This is a genomic window from Duganella sp. Dugasp78, from assembly GCF_059491455.1.
In genome coordinates this window covers 6,550,488-6,570,219 of the sequence record NZ_CP168506.1, presented here as the reverse complement: position 1 = coordinate 6,570,219, position 19,732 = coordinate 6,550,488, and the positions used below count along the sequence as shown (strand labels likewise).

Genomic DNA, 19,732 nt, shown 5'->3' with positions numbered 1-19,732 from the left:
AGCAGTTACGCTGGTCTGTATAGGTCAATCCCGGGCTATTGTGCAGTGCCGCAGTTATTTGTGTGCTAACTTTGTGTATTTGACTGGAGCGGACGATGCAAATTCGATGGGGTTGGATGGCGATCCTGTGCGCGGCGGCGCAGGCGGTGGCGGCGCCGGTGGAGGAATTGAAGCCCGCGCAGCTGGCGGCGTTTGTCGCCGGGCACGAATATGTGGTGGTGCAACTGACCTCGCCCGATACGGGCTGCGGCTACTGCATCGGCGCCGACAAGATCTTCGACCAGGCCGCTGCCGCGCCGCACCAGCCGGCGCTGGCGTTTGTGCGCGTGCAGTGGTCGCCGTGGCGCCAGATCCCCGACTTTGGCAAACTGATGCCGGTGTACGGCGTGCCGATGCAGTATGTGTTCAGGCAGGGCAGGCTGCTGGGCGATATCAGCGGCCGTCCCAGCGGCGCGCAAGCCTTTGTGGCCAAGGTCGACGCGGTGATCGCCAATCCGCCCGTGCCCCAATGAAAAAACGCCCTGCATGCAGGGCGTTTTGCTGGGGTGGGGCGGATGCGGATCAGGTGTAGTCTTCCGCGTTCAGGCCCATGACGTGCGAGAAGCCGCCGTCGACGTAGGTGATCTCGCCGGTGATGCCGGAGGCCAGGTCGGACAGCATGAAGGCGGCGGTGTTGCCCACTTCTTCAATGGTGACGTTGCGGCGCAGCGGCGCGTGCGACGAGGCAAAGCCCAGCAGCTTGCCGAAGTCCTTGATGCCGGACGCGGCCAAGGTCTTGATCGGGCCGGCCGAGATGCCGTTGGCGCGGATGCCCAGCTTGCCCAGGTTTTCCGCCAGGTAGCGTACCGACGCTTCCAGCGAGGCCTTGGCCAGGCCCATGGTGTTGTAGTAGGGGATGGCGCGCACCGCGCCCAGGTACGACAGGGTCAGCAGCGACGAGCCTTCCTTCAGCAGCGGCAGCGCGGCCTTGGCCATGGCCGGGAAGCTGTAGGCCGAGATGTCGTGGGCGATGCGGAAGTTCTCGCGGGTCAGGCCGTCCAGGAACTCGCCGGCAATCGCTTCGCGCGGCGCGAAGCCGATCGCGTGCACCAGGCCGTCCAGCTGCGACCAGCTCTGGCCCAGGTCGGCGAACAGCGCGGCGATCTGCTCGTCGCTGCCGACGTCGCAGTCGTAGACCAGCTTGCTGTCGAATTCTGCGGCGAACTCGGTGATGCGGTCCTTGAAGCGTTCGCCGACGTAGGTGAACGCCAGTTCGGCACCTTCGCGATGGCAGGCCTTGGCGATACCGTAAGCGATGGAACGGTTCGACAGCAAACCAGTGATGAGGATTTTTTTGCCTTGCAAGAACGCCATAGTGACTCCGATTGCAACTGCGTGCCGTGGCTCGCCCTGGAGGGCTGGCTGGCGACGTCAGTGGGGTTGTTGTTTGTGTGAGGGGCGCGTTGCCGGCCGCTGCAAGACCAAGATTGTAGGGCGAGTGGGCCGCGACTGCAACCTTTGATCGCTGCCTCAGCCCCGGCGGCCTGCGCTCAAACCGGGGCCGGGCGGGCGTCAGTCGCGGTTTTTGCGGTGTTTGCCCTTGACGGCGTCGCGCGAGACGTGGGCCTTGACCAGCGCCACCGGGCTGGACCTGGAAGCCTTGCCGCCCCTGGCCAGTTTGTAGCCGGCCTTGCTGGTGGTGCGCTCGCGCTCGGCCTCGAAGGCGACGGTGGCGTTGCGCTCCACCTCAGGCGAAATGTCGACGCTGGCCGAGGTCGAGATCTTCGGCACCAGGATGGTGGAGCCGGCCTTCAGCAGCGTCTTCTGCGGGATGTTGTTGGCCTGGCGGATGACTTCCGGCGTGGTGTGGAAGCGCGAGGCCAGCGTGCTGATGCTTTCGCGCGCGGTGGTGATCTTGTGCGTGGTCCAGGTCGACAGCTCCTTGCCCCATTGCGCCAGGTTCAGGTGGAACTTGTCGGCGTTTTCCTTGGGCAGCAGGATCTTGGTCTGCTCGTCGCCGGTGATGACCGGGCGCTTGAACTGCGGGTTCAGCGCCTTGAACTCGTCGACCGACAGCTCGGCCAGGTGGGCGGCGATGGTCAGGTCGATGTCGCTGGTCTTGTCGACCGCGGTGAAGTAGGGCGTGTTGTCGATGGCCGGCAGGTTCAGGCCGTACTGGGCCGGATTGGCGATGATGTTCTTCACCGCCTGCAGCTTGGGCACGTAGTTGCGGGTCTCGGCCGGCATCAGCTCGGCCAGGCTTTCGAAGTCGGTCGGCTTGCCGGCGGCCTGGTTGCGCTTGATGGCCTTCTGCACCGAGCCTTCGCCCCAGTTGTAGGCGGCCAGCGCCAGTTGCCAGTCGCCGAACATGTCGTACAGGCGCTGCAGATAGCTCAGCGCGGCGTCGGTCGAGGCCAGGATGCCGCGCCGCTCGTCCTTGAAGGCGTCCTGCTTGAGGTTGAAGTCGCGGCCGGTGCCCGGCACGAACTGCCACATGCCGGCGGCGTTGGCGCTGGACAGGGCCTGCGGGTTGAACGCCGATTCGATGAAGGGCAGCAGCGCCAGCTCGGTCGGCATGCCGCGCTTTTCCAGCTCGGTGACGACGTGGAACAGGTAGCGCGAGGCGCGCGCCGTGGTGCGGCTGATGTAGTCGGGACGGGCGGCGTACCAGTTGACGTGCTTGGCCACCAGGTCGTTACTGATATCCGGAATGGCGTAGCCGCTGCGGATGCGGCCCCAGACGTCTTTTTCGCGGAAAGCATCGTCCTCGGCTGCCTTGGCCGGTTTGTTGACTTTCAGGGAGGAGACATCGAGGGCGGGAGATTTGGGCAGGGCGGACAGCGGCAGCGGTGCCGCCGGCGGCAGGCCCGGCGCTTCATCGTAGGCCTGGCTGATCGCCGGCGCCATCAGGGCCAGCAGGGTCGCCAAGGCGGCGGATTTAGAAATACGTGCTTGCATAGTTTTCCATTGTTGTCGACGAGTAACATCGAGCGGACCATGAATAAACGTGGAGTGTACGAAGGTCGGGGTAGCGAGTCAAGAAATATGTCAGGTCGATGACTAATTCTTTTGCGCAATAATTCTATGTAAATAAGGCGGAGATCGCTGCAAAATGGCTGAAGTATGAGTTCCCGCCAAGAATGCGTACAATTCTGCTTTTGAGCAGTCAACAAGGAATTGAACTATGAGTAAGCCCGCCATCGATCACGACGCCGTCATCGCCGAGACCGTCAACTGGGTGGACCAGGCCGTCATCGGCCTGAACCTGTGCCCGTTCGCCAAGGCCGTGCAGGTCAAGCAGCAGGTCCGCTACGTGGTCTGCGAGGCGACCACGCCGGAAGAGCTGCTGGAAAAGCTGATGGCGGAGCTGGAGTACCTGGCCGAGACCGATCCGGAAAAGGTCGACACGACGATGATCATCCATCCCAACGTGCTGGCCGATTTCGAGGACTACAACGAGTTCCTGGACGTGGCCGACGCCGCGCTGGAAGAGATGGACCTGGACGGCATCCTGCAGGTGGCCAGCTTCCATCCGGACTACCAGTTCGCCGACACCCACAAGAACGATATCGAGAACTACACCAACCGCTCGCCCTACCCGACGCTGCACCTGCTGCGCGAGGACAGCGTGGAGCGCGCGGTGGCGGCCTTCCCGGAAGCGGGCGAGATCTTCGAGAAGAACATCGAGACGCTGCGCGCCCTGGGCCACGACGGCTGGGATAAGCTGATGAAGGTGAAATGATGGCCAACCTGCCGCTCCGGCCGGACACGCCCTGCGTGGCGGTGTGCTCGACCACCTTCGACGAGATCTGCCGCGGCTGCGGCAGGTCGGTGGTCGAGGTGGCGCACTGGGTGTCGATGAGCGCCGAGCAGAAGGAACTGGTGTGGCAGCGCATCCTGGCGCAGGGTTATCCGCGCCGCAATACTTGAGCCGCCGCAAGGGTCGTCCCCGCGCAGGCGGGGATCCATGCTGAGTATGGATTCCCGCCTGCGCGGGAATGACGGCGATTGGATTCCCGCCTGCGCGGGAATGACGGCGATTGTTAATACGTGCCGATGAAGTTCTTCTTGCCGATGTCCAGGCCGTTGTGGCGCAGGATGTCGTAGGCCGTGGTGGCGTGGAAGAAGAAGTGCGGCAGCGCGTAGTGGAACAGATAGGTCTGGCCGGTGAAGTGCTTGGTCTTCTCGCCGCTGCCGGTGGTGATCTCGCGCGTCTCGCTGCCTTCGATGGCGCTGGCCGGCACGCTGTCGATGTAGGCCAGGGTCTTGGCGATGCGGGCCTTGAGCTCGGCGAAGCTGGTTTCGCTGTCCTCGTACGACGGCACGTCCAGGCCGCCCAGGCGGGCTGCGGCGCCTTTCGAGAAGTCGCAGGCGATCTGGATCTGGCGGGTGAACGGCAGCATGTCCGGGAACAGGCGGAACTGCAGCAGCGCGTTCGGCTCGATCTTTTTCTCGGCGGCGTGGGTCTCGGCCTTGTCGAGGATGACCAGCAGGCTGTTCAGGATTTGCTTGAACACGGGAATGGAGGCGGAATACATGGAGAAAGTGGTCATGGCAAGGTCCTCGGTTGAATTGAGTCGCGATGATAGCCTGCCTGTGGGTTTTTTGCTTGGCCCCTGACTTTTCGAGGCGTTTCCGTGCATAATTCCGGATAGTAAGCTTAAAGTTTGCGCGACTAACCAACTATAGACAGATGATGCAAACTTCTCACGACTACGTCCCGGTGCATGATTAGCGCCTTATACGAACGGATGCGTACCAGGCTCAGCGCCCTGTACGGCCTGTCGATCTATGGTGCGCTGTTGCTGGTGGTGTTCGGCGGCCTGGTGATCCCGGCGATCATCGGCAGCTATCTGCTGATCGGCGTGCACGAGCAGCAGTCGGCGCGCGTGGCGCTGAACGAATCGCTGCAGCGCAACGCCGACATCCTGGCGCTGGGCATGCAGGAATCGCTGTGGAATATGAACGCCGAGTCGGCCCGCTCGCTGGTCGAATCGGTGATGCGCGACCAGTCGGTGCTGCAGGTGGAGGTGGTCGGCCAGGCCGACACCCAGTTCATGAACGTGCATTCGTCGCGCCGCGCGGCCGGCAACGTGTTCCGCGCCGAGCGCGAGATCCTGGTGCGCGGCGAGCGCATCGGCCGCATCACGGTCGAGATGGACGATGCCCGCAGCCAGCAGGAGCTGCGCGAGAAGCAGGTTTCCTATGTGTTCGTGCTGGCCGGGCAGCTGATGGTGTCGCTGCTGCTGATCGTGCTGTTCCTCAATTCCCGCCTGATCAAGCCGCTGCGCAAGCTGATGCGCTTCTCCGACCGCCTGTCGCACGGCGATTTCGAAACCCGGCTGGACCTGGTCGGCAGCGACGAGCTGGGCCGCCTGGCCGGCCAGCTGGAGCAGATGCGGGTGGCGATCAAGCGCCTGTTCGAGGACATCGGCCAGCGCGAGGAGCGCTTCCGCACCATCGTCACGCAGGTGCCGGGCGCGGTGTTCCGCTTCCGCCCCGACGGCCCGATCGACTTCGTCTCCGACGCCATCGAGGAGATCTCCGGCTATTCGGCCGCGCAGTTCATGCGCAGCACCACCCACTCGTGGACCAACCTGATCGCGCCGGAAGACCGCAAGAAGCAGCGCCGCGCGGTGTCCGAGGCGATCCGCGGCGCCCAGCCCTACGAGGTCGAATACCGCATCCTGGACGCCTCCGGCACCGAGCGCTGGGTGGCCGAGAACGGCCAGCCGCAGCCGCACGACGGCGAGGGCAACGCGCCCTGGGTGGACGGCATCATCTCCGACATCAGCCAGCGCAAGCACAACGAGATGCGCATCGAGGGCCTGCTGGCCGAGCAGAGCGCCATCCTGGACAACGTGATGTTCGGCGTGATGTTCGTGCGTAACCGCCAGATCGTCTCGGTCAACCGCCGCTGCGAGGAGCTGTTCGGCTACGAGCCGGGCGCGATGACCGGCGCCTCGACCTCCATCGTCTTCCCCAACTCCTTCGATTTCGAGGCGGCCGGCGCGCGCCAGTATCCGTCGCTGTCGGAGGGCGACTACTTCAACGAGGAGCGCCACTACCGCCGCAAGGACGGCAGCCTGTTCTGGTGCATGGTCAGCGGCTACGCGCTGGACCACAAGCGCGCCAACGAGGGCAGCATCTGGGTGTATGCCGACATCACCGCGCGCAAGGAGGCCGAGGAGAAGCTGCGCCTGTCGGCCACCGTGATCGAGCACATCGCCGACGGCGTGGTGGTGCTGGACGCCCAGGGCACCATCGTCGCGGTCAATCCGGCCTTCACCCAGATCACCGGCTACACCGAGCAGGAGGCGCTGGGCCACGACCACACGCTGACGCGCTCCGGCCGCCACGACGCGGAATTCTACGCCGACATGTGGAAGGCGCAGGTGGAGAGCGGCTTCTGGCGCGGCGAGATCTGGAACCAGCGCAAGAACGGCGAGCTGTATCTGGAGTGGCTGACGGTGAGCGCGGTGCGCGACACGCGCGGCGAGACCACGCATTACGTCGGCGTGTTCAGCGACATCACCAAGGCCAAGGAATCGCAGGAAAAGCTGGACCACCTGGCGCACCATGACCCGCTGACCGCGCTGCCGAACCGCCTGCTGTTCCACGACCGCCTGCAGCACGCCCTGCAGCGCGCCACGCGCGACGGCGAGCAGCTGGCCTTGCTGTTCATCGACCTGGACCGCTTCAAGAACGTCAACGACACGCTGGGCCACCACATCGGCGACGAGCTGCTCAAGCAGGTCGCCAAGGCGCTGCAGGAGCGCCTGCGCGAGGGCGACACGCTGGCGCGCCTGGGCGGCGACGAGTTCATTGTGCTGCTGGAGGATATCGACAACCAGTTCGGCGCCAGCCAGGTGGCCGAGAAGCTGGTGCAGATGTTCGAGCAGCCGTTCATGGTGGCCGGCCACGAGCTGTTCGTCACCTGCAGCGTCGGCATCAGTGTGTTCCCGGAGGACGCGGTCGACCTGAATATGCTGATACGGAACGCCGACGTGGCGATGTACCAGGCCAAGGCGCGCGGCCGCAACGGCTACAGCTTCTACACGCCGTCGATGACCGGCGAGGGCGTCGAGCGGCTGCGGCTGGAGACCTTCCTGCGCCGCTCGATCGAGAAGGACGAGATCTTCCTCAACTACCAGCCGCAGGTGGAAATCGACACCGGCCGCCTGATCGGCGTGGAGGCGCTGGTGCGCTGGAACCATCCCGAGCTGGGCCTGATCCCGCCGATCCGCTTCATTCCGCTGGCCGAGGACACGGGCTTCATCAACCAGCTGGGCAAGTGGGTGCTGGAGGAGGCATGCCGCCAGATGATGCGCTGGCAGGCGGCCGGCCTGCAGGTGCCGAAGATGGCGGTCAACCTGTCGGCCAAGCAGTTCGAGCGCGGCAGCATCGTCAACATGGTGGCCGACATCCTGCACGAGACCGGGCTGGCGCCGGAGCGCCTGCAGCTGGAGGTGACGGAGTCGGTCATCATGAACACCGGCGACGCCATGGTCTTCATCAACGACCTGCACTCGATCGGTGTGGGCCTGGCGATCGACGATTTCGGCACCGGCTACTCGTCGCTGGCCTACCTGAAGCAGCTGCCGGTGCAGACGCTGAAGATCGACCGTTCCTTCATCAAGGACATCTCGACCGACGTCAACGACGAGGCCATCGCCATCGCCATCATCCAGCTGGGCAAGAGCATGAACCTGTCCGTGATCGCCGAGGGCGTGGAGACCGAGGAACAGGCGGCCTTCCTGCTGCGCCACGGTTGCGGCCTGGCGCAGGGCTACTTCTACAGCAAGCCAGTGGCAGCGCAGGACTTGCTGACACGCTGGCACCAACCATAAATCATAGATAAATCACGGGAGACCCCAGTGCAGCCATCGTTAAAAAGAACGCGCCGGCGCTTTATGTTCGGCGCCGTCGCCGCGGCCGGCGCGCTGGTGGTGGGCTGGGGCGCGATGCCGCCCAGGCAGCGCCTGCACGCCTCGCATCCGATGCTGCTGGGCGGCGCCTCGGTGGCGCTCAACGGCTGGGTCGCGGTGGCGCCCGACGGCACGGTGAGCGTGGCCATGGCGCGCAGCGAGATGGGACAGGGCGTGCATACCGCCCTGCCGATGCTGGTGGCGGAGGAGATGGACGTGCCGCTGTCGGCGGTGCGGCTGGTGCAGGCGCCGGCCGATAAAATCTACGGCAATATCGCCATGCTCAAGGACGGCCTGCCGTTTCACCCGGACGACAACGGCAACCTGAAGGCGGCGGTCAGCTGGACCGTCGGCAAGGTCGCGCGCGAGCTGGGGCTGGTCATCACCGGCGGCTCGTCCAGCGTGAAGGACGGGTGGCAGCCGATGCGCGAAGCCGGCGCCGCCGCGCGCGCCATGCTGGTGGCCGCCGCCGCCAGGCAGTGGAACGGGCGCGTGGAAGACTGCCGCACCGAAGACGGCTTCGTCATCCATGCCGACGGCCGGCGCCTGGCCTACGGCGCGCTGGCGGTGGCCGCCGCCACTGCGACGCCGGGCGAGATCCGCCTGAAGGCGCCCAAGGATTTCAAGCTGATCGGCCACGCGCAGCCGCGCCGCGACACGCCGTCCAAGGTGAACGGCACGGCGGTGTTCGGCCTCGACGTGCGGCCGGAGGGCATGGTGTATGCGGCGGTGCGCATGTCGCCGGTGATCGGCGGCACGGTCGCCAGCGTCAACGTGGCCGCGGTGCTGAAGATGCCGGGCGTGGTGGGGGCGGTCGATTTTTCCCGCGTGCTGCCGGCCAGGACCGGCGCCGGCAGCGGCGTGGCGGTGGTGGCCAAGACCTGGTGGCAGGCCAGGCAGGCCGCGCTGGCCTTGCCGGTGGAGTGGTCCACCGACGAGCGGGCCAGGATGTCGAGCGCCGCCATCTACGCGGAGTTCGGAGCGAAGCTCGACTCGGAATCGGGCCACGCCTACTTCAAGGCCGGCGACATGGACGCGGTGGAGGGCAAGGCCGCCGGCGTCGCCAGGACCGTGACGGCGGAATATCGCGCGCCCTATCTGGCGCATGCGGCGATGGAGCCGGTCAACTGCACTGCGCAGGTCAAGGACGGTTATGTCTACCTGTGGGCGCCGACGCAGTCGCCCGGCTTCGCGGTGGAGACGGCGGCCAGAGTGGCCGGCGTCCCGGCGGACAAGGTGGTGCTGGTCGTGACCCTGCTGGGCGGCGGCTTCGGGCGGCGGCTGGATGTGGACATGGTGGCGCAGGTGGTGGCCGTGGCCAGGGAGACCGGCGGCCTGCCGGTGCAGATGATCTGGTCGCGCGAGGACGACACCACGCACGACGTGTACCGCCCGGCGGCGCTGGCGCGCTTCAGCGCCAGCCTGGACGCGGCGGGCAATGTGCTGGGCTACGATAACAAGTCGGCCAGCGGGTCGGTGTCGCAGCAGTTCTTCAAGCGTAACCTGGGCTTGCCGGCCGCCGGGCCGGACAAGACCACGGCCGAAGGCGAGTTCGATATGCAGTACGAGTTCCCCAACCAGCGCATCCGCCATGTGATCGTCGACAGTCCGGTGCCGCTGGGGTTTTGGCGTTCGGTCGGGCATTCGCACAATGCCTTCTTCAAGGAGAGCTTCATCGACGAGCTGGCGCATGCGGCGGGCAAGGACGGCGTCGAGTTCCGGCGCGGCTTGCTGAAGCGGCATCCGCGCCATCTGGCGGTATTGGATGCGGCGGTGGCCAGGGCCGGTGTCGCGCCGGCCGGGCGCGCGCATGGCGTGGCGCTGCACCAGTCGTTCGGCACCATTGTCGCGCAGGTGGCCGAGGTGTCGGTCGAGGGCACGGAGATCCGCGTGCACCGGGTGGTGTGCGCGGTCGATTGCGGCATCGCCGTCAATCCCAACATCATCGCGCAGCAGGCCGAATCGGGCGTGGTGTTCGGGCTCTCGGCGGCCTTGTTCGGCGCGGTGACCATCAAGGACGGCAAGGTCGAGCAGACCAACTTCCACGACTATCCGGTGGTGCGCATGAACCAGGCGCCCGAGGTGGAGACCATCATCATGCCGAGCGCGGAGCATCCCGAAGGCATGGGCGAGCCGGCCACGCCGCCGATCGCGCCGGCGGTGGCCAACGCGGTGTTCAAGCTGACCGGCAAGCGCCTGCGCAGCCTGCCGCTGACGCTATAAGCCGTGGGGTCAGATACCGTCTTGAATGGCAAGCCCTTTCGATAAGTAATTAGGATCGAAAGGCTTGTCATTGCGTATCACCCCATAAATCAAGTGAGCCAGCTTGTGCATGACTGCCCCGATCACGGCTTTCTTTGCCATTCCGGTCGCGGCAAGCCGTTCGGCGAATTGCCGCAGGATGGGGTTATGTCGGCGCGCCACCAAGCTCGGCATGTACAGGGCAGCGCGCATTGAGGTGCTGCCGGTTCGACTGATCGTCGTTCGTCCCCTCAGCGAGCTTCCAGAGCTGCGTTGTTTGGGCGTTACCCCAAGAAAGGCAGCGAAGGTTTTCGCGCTGTCAAAGCGGCGAATATCCCCCAAATGCCCCAGTATTTTTGCCACGGTCGTCGTTCCGACGCCAGGTATGGTGGCGAGCAGATCGGCATCGTGCTTGAGGCCAGGATGGCGATCTATGTGATCGTCGATGTCGCCTTCGAGCTTCTCTATTTCTACGCTGAGCCAAGCGACATGCTGTCGCACATGCTGCGCGACGTCCTCCATCCCGCTGATGATCAATGCCTCCAACCGATTTTCTTCCTGCTGGCGAATGTCCTTCAAGGCTTGGACGCGCAGCGACCAAGCCCGCAACTGGCGCTGCTCCAGCGGCGGCGGACTCCAGGGCGCGGGCTTCATCGCGACGCAGTAGCGTGCAATCAGCCCGGCGTCGATCGTATCGTTCTTGTTGCGAATATTTTCGCTGTGGCCGAAGCCCTTGATGCAGACTGGATTGACCACGCTCACCACCAGCCCGGCCTGGTGGAGCGCCAATGCCAACGGCTCGGAATAGACCCCGGTCGCCTCCATGCAAGCATGCATTGCCGACAGGGGAACTTTGGATTTGGTGAGCCAGTCGACCATTGCCCGATGGCCTTCGGCGGAATTTTCCAGCACTTTGGTCTTGGTTTTTCCGTTGACCAGCAGTGCAATATCTAACTTCTTCTTGCTGACATCAATACCTACCGCTGCGCATATCGTATCCATTTTTGACCTTCCTCGTATGCGGGCTTACGCGCTGGCGCGATGGCCCCAGATACCGTTCGGACTTATCAAATGAAACAGGCAGAGGCACCTATCTGACCCACGTGCTCCACGGCACTAAGTCTGATCAGCGTCACTCCGCCTGGCCGCACCTACCTCCTTATTATCCGATGGAGATGCGGTATGCTCAATATACGAAGTCTGACATTCGGACACGGCCTCTGCCGTAGCAGCCGCTACGGCAGAGGCCGTGTCCGAATGTCAGACTTGACCCCACGGGTGTGGTAGGCTTGATTTACTTTTTTGAATCTGATTAATATGATTTTTCGCCAACTTTTTGATCCGACTTCCTCCACCTACACCTATCTCTTGGGCGATGGTGGCGAGGCGCTGCTGATCGATCCGGTCTACGAGCTGGTGCCGCGCGACATGGCCTTGCTGAAGGAACTGGGCCTGCGCCTGCTGACCACGCTGGACACGCATGTCCATGCCGACCACGTCACCGGCGCCTGGCGCTTGCACCAAAGCTGCGGTAGCCGCATCGCCTTGGCCGAGGCGGCGGGCGCGGCGCTGGCCGACCGTCCGTTGCGCCATGGCGATCGTATCGATTTCGGCAGCCGTTACCTGACCGTGCGGGCCACGCCCGGCCACACCAACGGCTGCCTGACCTTTGTGCTCGACGACGAGAGCATGGCCTTCACCGGCGACAGCCTGCTGATACGCGGCTGCGGCCGCACCGATTTCCAGCAGGGCAGTCCGCAGCAGCTGTTTGCCTCGGTGCGCGAGCAGATCCTGTCGCTGCCTGAAACTTGCCTGCTCTATCCGGGGCACGATTACCGCGGCATCACCGTGACCAGCGTGGCCGAGGAGCGCCGCTTCAATCCGCGCCTGGGCGGCGACGTGGACGAGGGCGACTTTGCCGGGCATATGAACAACCTGCACCTGCCGCATCCGAAGATGATCGCGGTGGCGGTGCCGGCCAATATGCGCTGCGGCCAGCCGGAGGGCGACGCGCCGCCGCCCGATATGCCGACGTGGGCGCCGTTGACGCTGCGCTTCAGCGGCGTGTGGGAGATCGAGCCGATGGCGCTGCTGGAACATGCGGCCGGGGTACAGATCGTCGACGTGCGCGAGGCGCCGGAATTCATCGACCAGCTGGGCCATCTGGAAGGGGCGCGGCTGGTGCCGCTGTCGCAGCTGATGGACCGCGTGGGCGAGCTGGATAAAAACCGGCCGGTGGTGGCGGTGTGCCGCTCGGGCGTGCGTTCGGCCCAGGCCAGCGTGCTGCTGGCCAAGGCCGGCTTCACGCAGGTTGCCAACCTGGCCGGCGGCATGCTGCGCTGGAAGTCCGAGGCGCTGCCGGTGGCTTCCGACAGCGTTTGATGCCGTATTTATGCCGTATTTTTTATTTTGGCGTGTGACATTTTGTGTAGATGCAGGCTTGGCTAAGCAGGTATAGTTTATTTTTTTATCATCTGCCGATGCCCATGACCAGCGTACGCCACCTTCCCGTGCTGATCTTTGCCTTGTGTTCGACGCTCGCCGTCGCCGCCGCGCCGGACGACGAACAGAATGCGGAGATGGCCAAGGGCCTGCATGGCAATTTGCTGCGCGCGTTCGCGCTGGACCGTGACTTGCAGCTCGATCCGGACCTGCGTGCGGCTGCCAGCGACATCAGCGCCGCTCACGTGGCGCGAATGGACCTGTTGTTTCCGGCCTGGCTGGCCGAGGAGCAGCAGTTGCAAACCAAGGCCAGGGCGGGCAAAAACCCGGTCCCCAGCGAGTTGTTCGTCGCTGTCTGGGCCCGCTTGCTGAACGAATTGGCCTTGTGGCAGATCGAGCCGGGCGACGCCGACTATGAGCGCGCAACGCTGGCGGCGCTGCAATCGTCGCCGCGCGTTTGCGATGTGGCCGGCGAAGGCCTGTTTAGCGATTTCGCCGCGCGCATCGCGCGCATCCAGGCCATGCCGGCGGCCCAGCGCACGGCGGCGCTGGCGACGGAGCGGCGCTTGCTGGGTCACTGGGGGCAGGTCCGGGCCGAGCTCGCGCCCTGGCCGGATCCCTTGCCGCAGGATGCCGCCGCGCAGTGGCGCAAGCGGACGCCATCGGCCGGCGAACGGCCGGCGCTGGCGTTGCCACCGGTGCTGGCGGGCGCCATTCTGGCCGATAAGAAAGGCTATGAGGAGCTGCATCCAAGCTTGAAATGCGCTTTGCAGCAATGGTGGTTGCAGGTGAGCTTGCGCCAGGGCGTGACGCCGGCCGCCGCGCTGAACGCCTTCCGCTACGGCACGCTGATCAATGCAGGCGACCGTCTTGCCGGCATCGGCGATAGTGCGCCGGCGGATGGCAAGCTGGCGGTTTCGGGCGTTCCCGCCTATCCGAGCGTCGCCACGCGGTTTCTCGTCACCGGCGCCACCACCTTGCGCGCGCGGCTGGATGCCGCCGGCAAGCCATTGCAGGCCAGTGTCGTCGGCCGCAAGATCGAAGTGCCCGGCATCCGTGGTACGCGTCCCCTGGCCTTTGAAAACGTCTTTGACGCGGTGGCCGTGAAGTATGCGCTCAATGGTTTTAGCTACCCGAGCCCGCCCGGCGTCGATCCGTTCATGTTCCAACTGGTGTGGAACTTGTCAGATGAAAAGGCCGCCAACAAGGCGGCAGGAGGTGGACAATGAGATCGCTGTCGAGATGCCTGCGCATCTTGCTGGTTTGGGCCACGGCTTGCGGCGGCGCCGTGCCAGCCCTGGCAACCAGCCCCGAGTCACCGATCACCACCGAGGCCACGCAAGCGTTCTGGTGGGGCGACTTCGCCGCGCTGGAGAAACAGAACACCTTGCTCCGGCAGCCGGGCCACATCGCCGCCGATGGATCTTCGGATGTCGAAATGTTCCGCTTCGGGCTGAGCCGCGTAATCGGCAACGACGTCGCCGACCGCGAGCCGTATCTGCGGGAGCTGGAGGCGTTGACCCTGCAATGGGCCGTCGAGCACCAGCAATCGGCATTGGCGCATGTGCTGTACGCGAACGTGCTGGTGTCCCACGCGTGGTCGTACCGCGGCAGCGGCTTCGCAAAAGACGTGCCGCCGGAGGCCAGGGAGGATTTCCAGGCGTATCTGAAGCGCGCTGCCGAGTACCTGGTGGCGCACGCCGACGTGGCCCTGACCGATAGTTATGCGCATGATACGTTGGTGCGTATCGGCATGGGTATGGGTTGGAGCGCGGCGCAGCAGCGCGCCATCGCCGAAGACGGCTTGAAGCGCAACCCCGAGGATGTCGCCCTGTACTTCACCGTGCTGGAAACCATGCTGCCGAAGTGGGGCGGCGATGCCAGCACGCTGGACCAGTACATCCGTCAGGTGACGGAAAAAACCAAGGCCATCTACGGCACCGGCATGTACGCGCGCCTGTATTCGTACGCGGGCGAGGAAGAGTATGGCCACGCCTTGTTCGAGGACAGCGGGGCGGACTGGCCGACCATGAAACGCAGCTATGACGACATGCAGGCGCGTTTTCCCGGCAGTCCAGGCCGCCGTAACCGCTATGCTTATATGGCCTGTCTGGCCAAGGACAAGGAGACCTTGCGCAGTCTGCTGGAGGAATTGGGGCCGAAGGTCGACGCGTCGAAGTGGGGACCCAATCCCCAGCGCAGCCTGGAAGGCTGCCAGCGTCTGGCGGCCAAGATTTAGTTCAGGCTTGCGCGTTGCGCATCAGCGTGCGCAGGTTGCAGTCGGCTTGCCATTGGCGGCGCTCTTCGCTGCTGACGGCCAGATCGGCCAGCTCGGCATCGCTTTGCGCGGACTGGGCCAGCACCAGGCGGTGCGCCAGGCCGGCGTCCGGCAGCATGGTGCCGAAGAAGGCCACCAGTTCGTGATGCTGGATCAGCAGCGTGGGGAAGTTTTCCACGTCGAGGTCGCCCACCACGTCGGCGTGGTCTTCGATGTCGATCCAGACGAAGAACTTGTCCGGGTGGCGCGCGGCCACTTCCTCGAACGTGGCGCGATAGGTGGCGCAGGTGCCGCACCAGGCGGCGCACAGGCAGGCCACGATCCAGCGGTCGCCGGCCAGGGCGGCGGCGATCTCTGTGCGATTCTCGGAATTCAGGGTGATGCTGTGCATGGTATTCGTCGACTAACGGCGGCCTCTGCGCCTAACGGGCGTATTCTACATCCCCGCGCGGGGTCGCGCCTGCCAGCCCGGCAGGTTAAAATACGGCATGCCTATTATTCTTGCCATTGAAACCTCCTCCGAACTGGCCTCCGTCGCGCTGCTGCGCGGCGAGAGCGTCATCAGCCGCGTGTCCTCGGGCGTGCGCACCCATTCGCAATCGGTGCTGCCGATGATACAGGAGCTGCTGGCCGAAGCCGCTATCGCCCTGAAAGACTGCGACGCCATCGCCTTCGGCTCCGGCCCCGGCTCGTTCACCGGCGTGCGCACCGCTTGCGGGATCGCGCAGGGCCTGGCCTTCGGCGGCGATCTGCCGGTGGTGCCGGTGGTGACGCTGGACGCGATGGCGCTGGCCTGCCATCAGCGGCACGGCGCCGGCGAGGTGCTGGCGGTGCTGGACGCGCGCATGGGCGAAGTATATTGGGCGCAGTACCAGTTCGCGGACGGTGCGGCGCCGCAGGCGGTGCTGCCGCCTGCGCTGTCGGCGCCCGGGGGCGTGCAACCGCAGGGCGCGCCTGTCGCTTGCGGCAACGGCTTGTCGGCCTATGCCGAGGCGTTTGCCGGCGGCGGCTATGCCGAGGTGATGCCGCACGCGGAGCAGGTCGCGCAACTGGCGGCGATCGCCTTCGCCGCCGGCGCGACCGTGACGGCGGCCGAGGCGCAGCCGCTGTATTTGCGTAACAAGATCGCCTACACCCAAGCCGAGCGGCGCGACATGGCGGCCGCCAAAGCCGCCGAAGGTGGCGCATGAAGCAGGCGTGGGATCTGGCGCGGCTGAACTATGAGCCGATGCAGGCAACCGATTTGCACGACGTGGTGGCGCTGGAGCAGAGCGTTTATCCGCATCCCTGGAGCATGGCCAATTTCGTCGATTCCCTGAACAGCAATTACGAGGCCTGGGTGTTGCGCGACCAGCAGGGCGAGTTGCTGGGATATTTCCTGGTGATGGCGATCGTCGACGAGGCGCATTTGCTGAACGTGGCGGTGTCGGCGGAGAAGCAGGGGCAGGGCCTGGGACGGTTCCTGCTGAACCAGGCCGTGGCCTGCGCGCGCGGGCTGGGCATGGAGTCGGTGCTGCTGGAAGTGCGGCCATCGAACACGCGGGCGCTGGAGATTTATGAGCGCTATGGATTCAAACATATCGGTCGGCGCAAGGGCTATTACCCGGCCGCCAATCAGCAACGCGAGGACGCAATCGTTATGCGGTTCAGCTTATGAGTCAGACGATAGCCCGCAGCACCCTGTTCCTCGATGAGATGGGCGTGGGCGTGCAGTGGAAATTGCGCAATCCGCCAGCCGGCGAAGCGGCGCTGATGCAGGATGACGCGGTCGAGGAGCCGGTGGCGATTGAAACGCCACCCGCACCCGTGGCTGCATTCGCCTCCGCGCCAGCACCAGCACCAGCGCCCGCAGTCGCGCAAGCACCCGTAGCCGTCCCTTCGCCGGCACCTGTGGTTGCGTCCGCGCCGGAAGAGCCGGTTGCAGAGCCGGCCGTCGCAGCCGCCGACGACTCCAACGCATGGTTCGATGAGGCGCCCGCGCCGGCACGCGCGGAGCCGGTCAGCGATGCGGCCATCGCCGCCATGGACTGGGCCGCGCTGAAGACCGCCGTCTCCACCTGCACCCGCTGCGCGCTGTGCGACACGCGCCGCAACGCGGTGAACGGCCGTGGCGCCGTCGATGCAAGCTGGATCGCCATCGCCGCCGCGCCATCGCGCCTGGACGAGAAGGAAAACCAGCCCATCGCCGGCGAGGCAGGCCAACTCCTGGACAATATGCTGAAAGCCATCGCCCTGAAACCGCAGACGGATGTCTACGTGACCAACCTGGTCAAATGCCGCCCGTCCGCGGCCGATGGCGCCGACCGCGCACCGACCGGCGAGGAGCTGCTGGCCTGCCGTCCCTTCCTGGAGCGCGAGCTGGCGCTGACCGGCGCGACGATGGCCATGACCTTCGGCCAGTACGCCGCCAAGGGCCTGATGATGGGCCCGGCCGCGCGCGGCCAGGTGATGCGCTACGGCGCCGCCCAGTTGCCGGTCGTGGCCACCTACCATCCGGACGACCTGCTGCGCCGGCCGGAAGACAAGTCCAAGGCCTGGGGCGACCTGTGTCTCGCCAAGGTCGCCCGTGACTAGCCTGCCGTCCGCCGCGCCGGCGAACCCGTCCCCGATCGACGGGACGCGCGCCGGAACCACGCCGGCGGACAGCTACCAAGCACGCTTCGAACAGCGTTGGGGGCACCTGACCCGCCCGCACGTGCGCGCGCTGGCCTGGCTGTTGGACGCGCCCGACCTGCTGGACCCGGCCTCGCCGCACTGGCATGGCCGCATCGCCACCCTCGGCGCCATGACGCCGGAAACCGCCGACTGGCTGGCCGCGCTGGAGCAGGATCCGATTCCCCTCGACGCCGCGCTGGGCACCCGCCACTACTCGCGCCTGGGCCTGTATGCGGAAAAGCTGATGGCCTTTTATTTCGCCGAGCACGGCAAGCTGGTCGCGCACGGCCTGCAGGTGCGCGCCAACCGCAACGACACCGTCGGCGAATTCGACTTCCTGCTGCGCGACGGCGACGACCTGGTCCACCTGGAATTCGCCACCAAGTTCTACCTGCTCGACGCCAGCGAGGCGGGCGCCGATTTCAACGGCCTGATCGGCCCCAACCTGGCCGACACGCTGGGCGCCAAGATGCGCAAGATCTTCGACAAGCAGCTATCGCTGGCCAGCCATCCGGCGGCGCAGCCCTTGCTGCCGCAGCCGGTGGCGCGCGCGCAGGCGCTGGTCAAGGGCTGGCTGTTCTATCCGGGCGGCGAGGGCGCGGCACCGATGCCGGGTATCTCTGAGCCACACTGCAACGGCTTCTGGATCACGCTGCAACAGGCCGCCGGGCTGCAGGGCGAGCGCTACGCCATCATGCCGCGCCTGCACTGGCTGGCGCCGCTGAAGACGCCGCTGGAGTCGACCGCGATGAGCAAGGAGGAACTGCTGGCCGCGCTGCACGAGCACATGGCGCAGGTGGCCGCGCCGGTGATGGTGGCGGTGCTGGAGCAGCAAGGGGAGTGGCTGGTGGAGCGGCGCCGCGGCTTCGTGGTGCCCGACGATTGGCGCGCGCAAGCCGCGCAGCGCCGCCAGGACGGGGCGCTGCCAGCCTAGCGGTCGGTCAGTGTTTCAGCTCGCCGATCAGCGCGACCGAATCGAACTCGCGCTGGTTGGCCGCATGCTTGCGCATGATGAAGTACATGGTGCCAGCCAGGAACAGGCCGAACAGCACGATGATGACGTCCAGGTTCAGGTGGCCGCGCAGCATCAGCGAGTACACCGCCAGCATGGTCAGGATCGAAAGGTTCTCGTTGAAGTTCTGCACCGCGATCGAATGGCCCGCGCTCATCAGCACGTGGCCGCGGTGTTGCAGCAGCGCGTTCATCGGCACCAGGAAGAAGCCGCCCAGCAGGCCGACCAGAATCAGCAGCGGATAGGCCAGCATCACCGATTTCACCATGATCATGCTCATGACGATGACGCCCATCGCGATCCCCATCGGGATCACGGTCAGCGATTTGCGCAGCGAGATGAAGCGCGCCGACAGCACCGCGCCCAGCGCCACGCCGATGGCGACCACGCCGACCAGGCTGGTCGATTGTTCATAGCTCAGCTTGAGCGTGCGGTTGGCCCACTCCAGCACGATGAATTGCAGCGTCTGCGCGGCGCCCCAGAACAGGGTGGTGACCGCCAGCGAGATCTGGCCCAGCTTGTCTTTCCACAGCAGGCCGTAGCAGTTGGCGAAGTCGGTGATCAGCTTGACTGGATTGCGCTCCTGGTGGCCGTAGACGCAGCCGGTGTCGGGAATGCGGGTGTTGAACAGCGCCGCCAGCATGTAGATGCCCACCACCACGCACAGCGCCGCCTGGGGCGGGGTGTTGATGCCGGTGTCGATCCAGGGGAAGTCAAAGCCCAGCAGGAAGGACGACACTTGGCCGCCGACCAGCTTGCCGCCCATGACGGTGCCGAAAATGATCGACATCACGGTCAGGCCCTCGACCCAGCCATTGGCGGCCACGAGTTTCTCTGCGGGAAGTAATTCGGTGAGGATGCCGTATTTGGCCGGCGAATATACCGCAGCGCCAAAGCCGACCAGCGCATAAGCCATCAAAGGATGGACATGGGCGAATATCAGCAGGCATCCAGCAACCTTGATCAGGTTGGAGATGAACATGACCTTGCCCTTGGGCATCGAATCGGCGAAGGCGCCGACAAATGCGGCCAACAGCACGTAAAAGAGCGTAAATGAGAGCTTCAGCAGTGGGGTGATCCACGCCGGGGACTTCATTGTTACCAGCAGGTCGATCGCAACAAAGAGCAGCGCATTATCCGCCAACGACGAAAAAAATTGCGCTGCCATAATGGTATAGAAACCACGATTCATTCTGG

At 65.2% G+C, this 19,732-nt stretch carries 18 protein-coding genes; 12 read left to right on the top strand and 6 right to left on the bottom strand.

Translation table 11 applies throughout. The features are described 5' to 3' along the window. Positions 1-95: 95 nt before the first annotated feature. A complete protein-coding gene (locus tag ACEN9O_RS29145) occupies positions 96-512 on the top strand; it encodes a hypothetical protein (RefSeq protein WP_495615267.1) in 417 nt (138 codons plus the stop codon). Positions 513-561: 49 nt separating this feature from the next. Here ACEN9O_RS29145 and fabI read toward each other — a convergent pair whose 3' ends face one another. Together fabI and ACEN9O_RS29135 are read right to left on the bottom strand one after the other, a co-directional pair. Next, a complete protein-coding gene (gene fabI / locus ACEN9O_RS29140; RefSeq protein WP_332855625.1) occupies positions 562-1,353 on the bottom strand; it encodes an enoyl-ACP reductase FabI in 792 nt (263 codons plus the stop codon). 198 nt (positions 1,354-1,551) lie between these two features. Further along, positions 1,552-2,937: a transglycosylase SLT domain-containing protein gene (locus tag ACEN9O_RS29135; protein WP_495615266.1), complete on the bottom strand. Its 1,386-nt coding sequence runs from the start codon at positions 2,935-2,937 to the stop codon at positions 1,552-1,554. A gap of 226 nt (positions 2,938-3,163) precedes the next feature. On the opposite strand from ACEN9O_RS29135, the gene ACEN9O_RS29130 reads away from it, so the two are divergent. Together ACEN9O_RS29130 and ACEN9O_RS29125 are read left to right on the top strand one after the other, a co-directional pair. Next, complete coding sequence (locus ACEN9O_RS29130) at positions 3,164-3,721, top strand: DUF1415 domain-containing protein (protein WP_495615265.1); 558 nt, start codon at positions 3,164-3,166, stop codon at positions 3,719-3,721. Next, positions 3,718-3,909 (top strand): DUF1289 domain-containing protein, encoded by a 192-nt coding sequence (locus tag ACEN9O_RS29125; RefSeq protein WP_495615264.1) that lies wholly within the window; start codon positions 3,718-3,720, stop codon positions 3,907-3,909. The genes ACEN9O_RS29130 and ACEN9O_RS29125 overlap by 4 nt, the downstream gene beginning before the upstream one ends. A 113-nt stretch (positions 3,910-4,022) precedes the next feature. On the opposite strand, the gene ACEN9O_RS29120 is transcribed toward ACEN9O_RS29125, so the two are convergent. Next, the gene (locus ACEN9O_RS29120) at positions 4,023-4,532 is read right to left on the bottom strand and encodes a DUF1993 domain-containing protein (protein ID WP_495615263.1); all 510 of its coding nucleotides are present in this window, start codon (positions 4,530-4,532) and stop codon (positions 4,023-4,025) included. Positions 4,533-4,706: 174 nt separating this feature from the next. On the opposite strand from ACEN9O_RS29120, the gene ACEN9O_RS29115 reads away from it, so the two are divergent. Then, positions 4,707-7,829, top strand: a complete 3,123-nt coding sequence (locus ACEN9O_RS29115; protein ID WP_495615262.1) for an EAL domain-containing protein — start codon at positions 4,707-4,709, stop codon at positions 7,827-7,829. Positions 7,830-7,892: 63 nt separating this feature from the next. Continuing rightward, positions 7,893-10,130: a xanthine dehydrogenase family protein molybdopterin-binding subunit gene (locus ACEN9O_RS29110; RefSeq protein ID WP_495615261.1), complete on the top strand. Its 2,238-nt coding sequence runs from the start codon at positions 7,893-7,895 to the stop codon at positions 10,128-10,130. 9 nt (positions 10,131-10,139) lie between these two features. On the opposite strand, the gene ACEN9O_RS29105 is transcribed toward ACEN9O_RS29110, so the two are convergent. Next, positions 10,140-11,150 carry an IS110 family RNA-guided transposase gene (locus ACEN9O_RS29105; RefSeq protein WP_495612909.1) on the bottom strand — a complete coding sequence of 337 codons (1,011 nt, stop codon included), beginning with the start codon at positions 11,148-11,150 and terminating at the stop codon, positions 10,140-10,142. Positions 11,151-11,465: 315 nt separating this feature from the next. On the opposite strand from ACEN9O_RS29105, the gene ACEN9O_RS29100 reads away from it, so the two are divergent. The 3 genes from ACEN9O_RS29100 (at position 11,466) to ACEN9O_RS29090 (ending at position 14,829) form a co-directional block, all read left to right on the top strand. Next, positions 11,466-12,530, top strand: a complete 1,065-nt coding sequence (locus tag ACEN9O_RS29100) for a rhodanese-like domain-containing protein (protein ID WP_495615260.1) — start codon at positions 11,466-11,468, stop codon at positions 12,528-12,530. Positions 12,531-12,634: 104 nt separating this feature from the next. After that, positions 12,635-13,819: a hypothetical protein gene (locus ACEN9O_RS29095; RefSeq protein ID WP_495615259.1), complete on the top strand. Its 1,185-nt coding sequence runs from the start codon at positions 12,635-12,637 to the stop codon at positions 13,817-13,819. Beyond that, a complete protein-coding gene (locus tag ACEN9O_RS29090) occupies positions 13,816-14,829 on the top strand; it encodes a DUF4034 domain-containing protein (RefSeq protein WP_495615258.1) in 1,014 nt (337 codons plus the stop codon). Before ACEN9O_RS29095 ends, ACEN9O_RS29090 begins: the two co-directional genes overlap by 4 nt. Position 14,830: 1 nt before the next feature. Here the strand turns inward: ACEN9O_RS29090 and ACEN9O_RS29085 are convergent, their stop codons facing one another. After that, entirely contained in the window at positions 14,831-15,259 is a 429-nt protein-coding gene (locus ACEN9O_RS29085; protein WP_495615257.1) for a thioredoxin family protein, read from the bottom strand. 97 nt (positions 15,260-15,356) lie between these two features. On the opposite strand from ACEN9O_RS29085, the gene tsaB reads away from it, so the two are divergent. From tsaB to ACEN9O_RS29065, 4 genes are read left to right on the top strand one after another with little or no spacing between them, the layout of a single operon-like run. Beyond that, on the top strand, positions 15,357-16,058 hold the full coding sequence (gene tsaB / locus ACEN9O_RS29080) for a tRNA (adenosine(37)-N6)-threonylcarbamoyltransferase complex dimerization subunit type 1 TsaB (protein WP_495615256.1): 702 nt from the start codon (positions 15,357-15,359) through the stop codon (positions 16,056-16,058). Then, on the top strand, positions 16,055-16,525 hold the full coding sequence (rimI, locus tag ACEN9O_RS29075) for a ribosomal protein S18-alanine N-acetyltransferase (RefSeq protein WP_495615255.1): 471 nt from the start codon (positions 16,055-16,057) through the stop codon (positions 16,523-16,525). Before tsaB ends, rimI begins: the two co-directional genes overlap by 4 nt. Continuing rightward, positions 16,522-17,442, top strand: coding sequence for a uracil-DNA glycosylase (locus ACEN9O_RS29070; RefSeq protein ID WP_495615254.1), 921 nt, complete (start codon positions 16,522-16,524; stop codon positions 17,440-17,442). The genes rimI and ACEN9O_RS29070 overlap by 4 nt, the downstream gene beginning before the upstream one ends. Further along, on the top strand, positions 17,435-18,457 hold the full coding sequence (locus ACEN9O_RS29065; protein WP_495615253.1) for a DUF1853 family protein: 1,023 nt from the start codon (positions 17,435-17,437) through the stop codon (positions 18,455-18,457). The genes ACEN9O_RS29070 and ACEN9O_RS29065 overlap by 8 nt, the downstream gene beginning before the upstream one ends. A gap of 7 nt (positions 18,458-18,464) precedes the next feature. Here ACEN9O_RS29065 and lplT read toward each other — a convergent pair whose 3' ends face one another. Further along, positions 18,465-19,727, bottom strand: a complete 1,263-nt coding sequence (lplT, locus tag ACEN9O_RS29060) for a lysophospholipid transporter LplT (RefSeq protein WP_495615252.1) — start codon at positions 19,725-19,727, stop codon at positions 18,465-18,467. Positions 19,728-19,732: the final 5 nt, after the last annotated feature.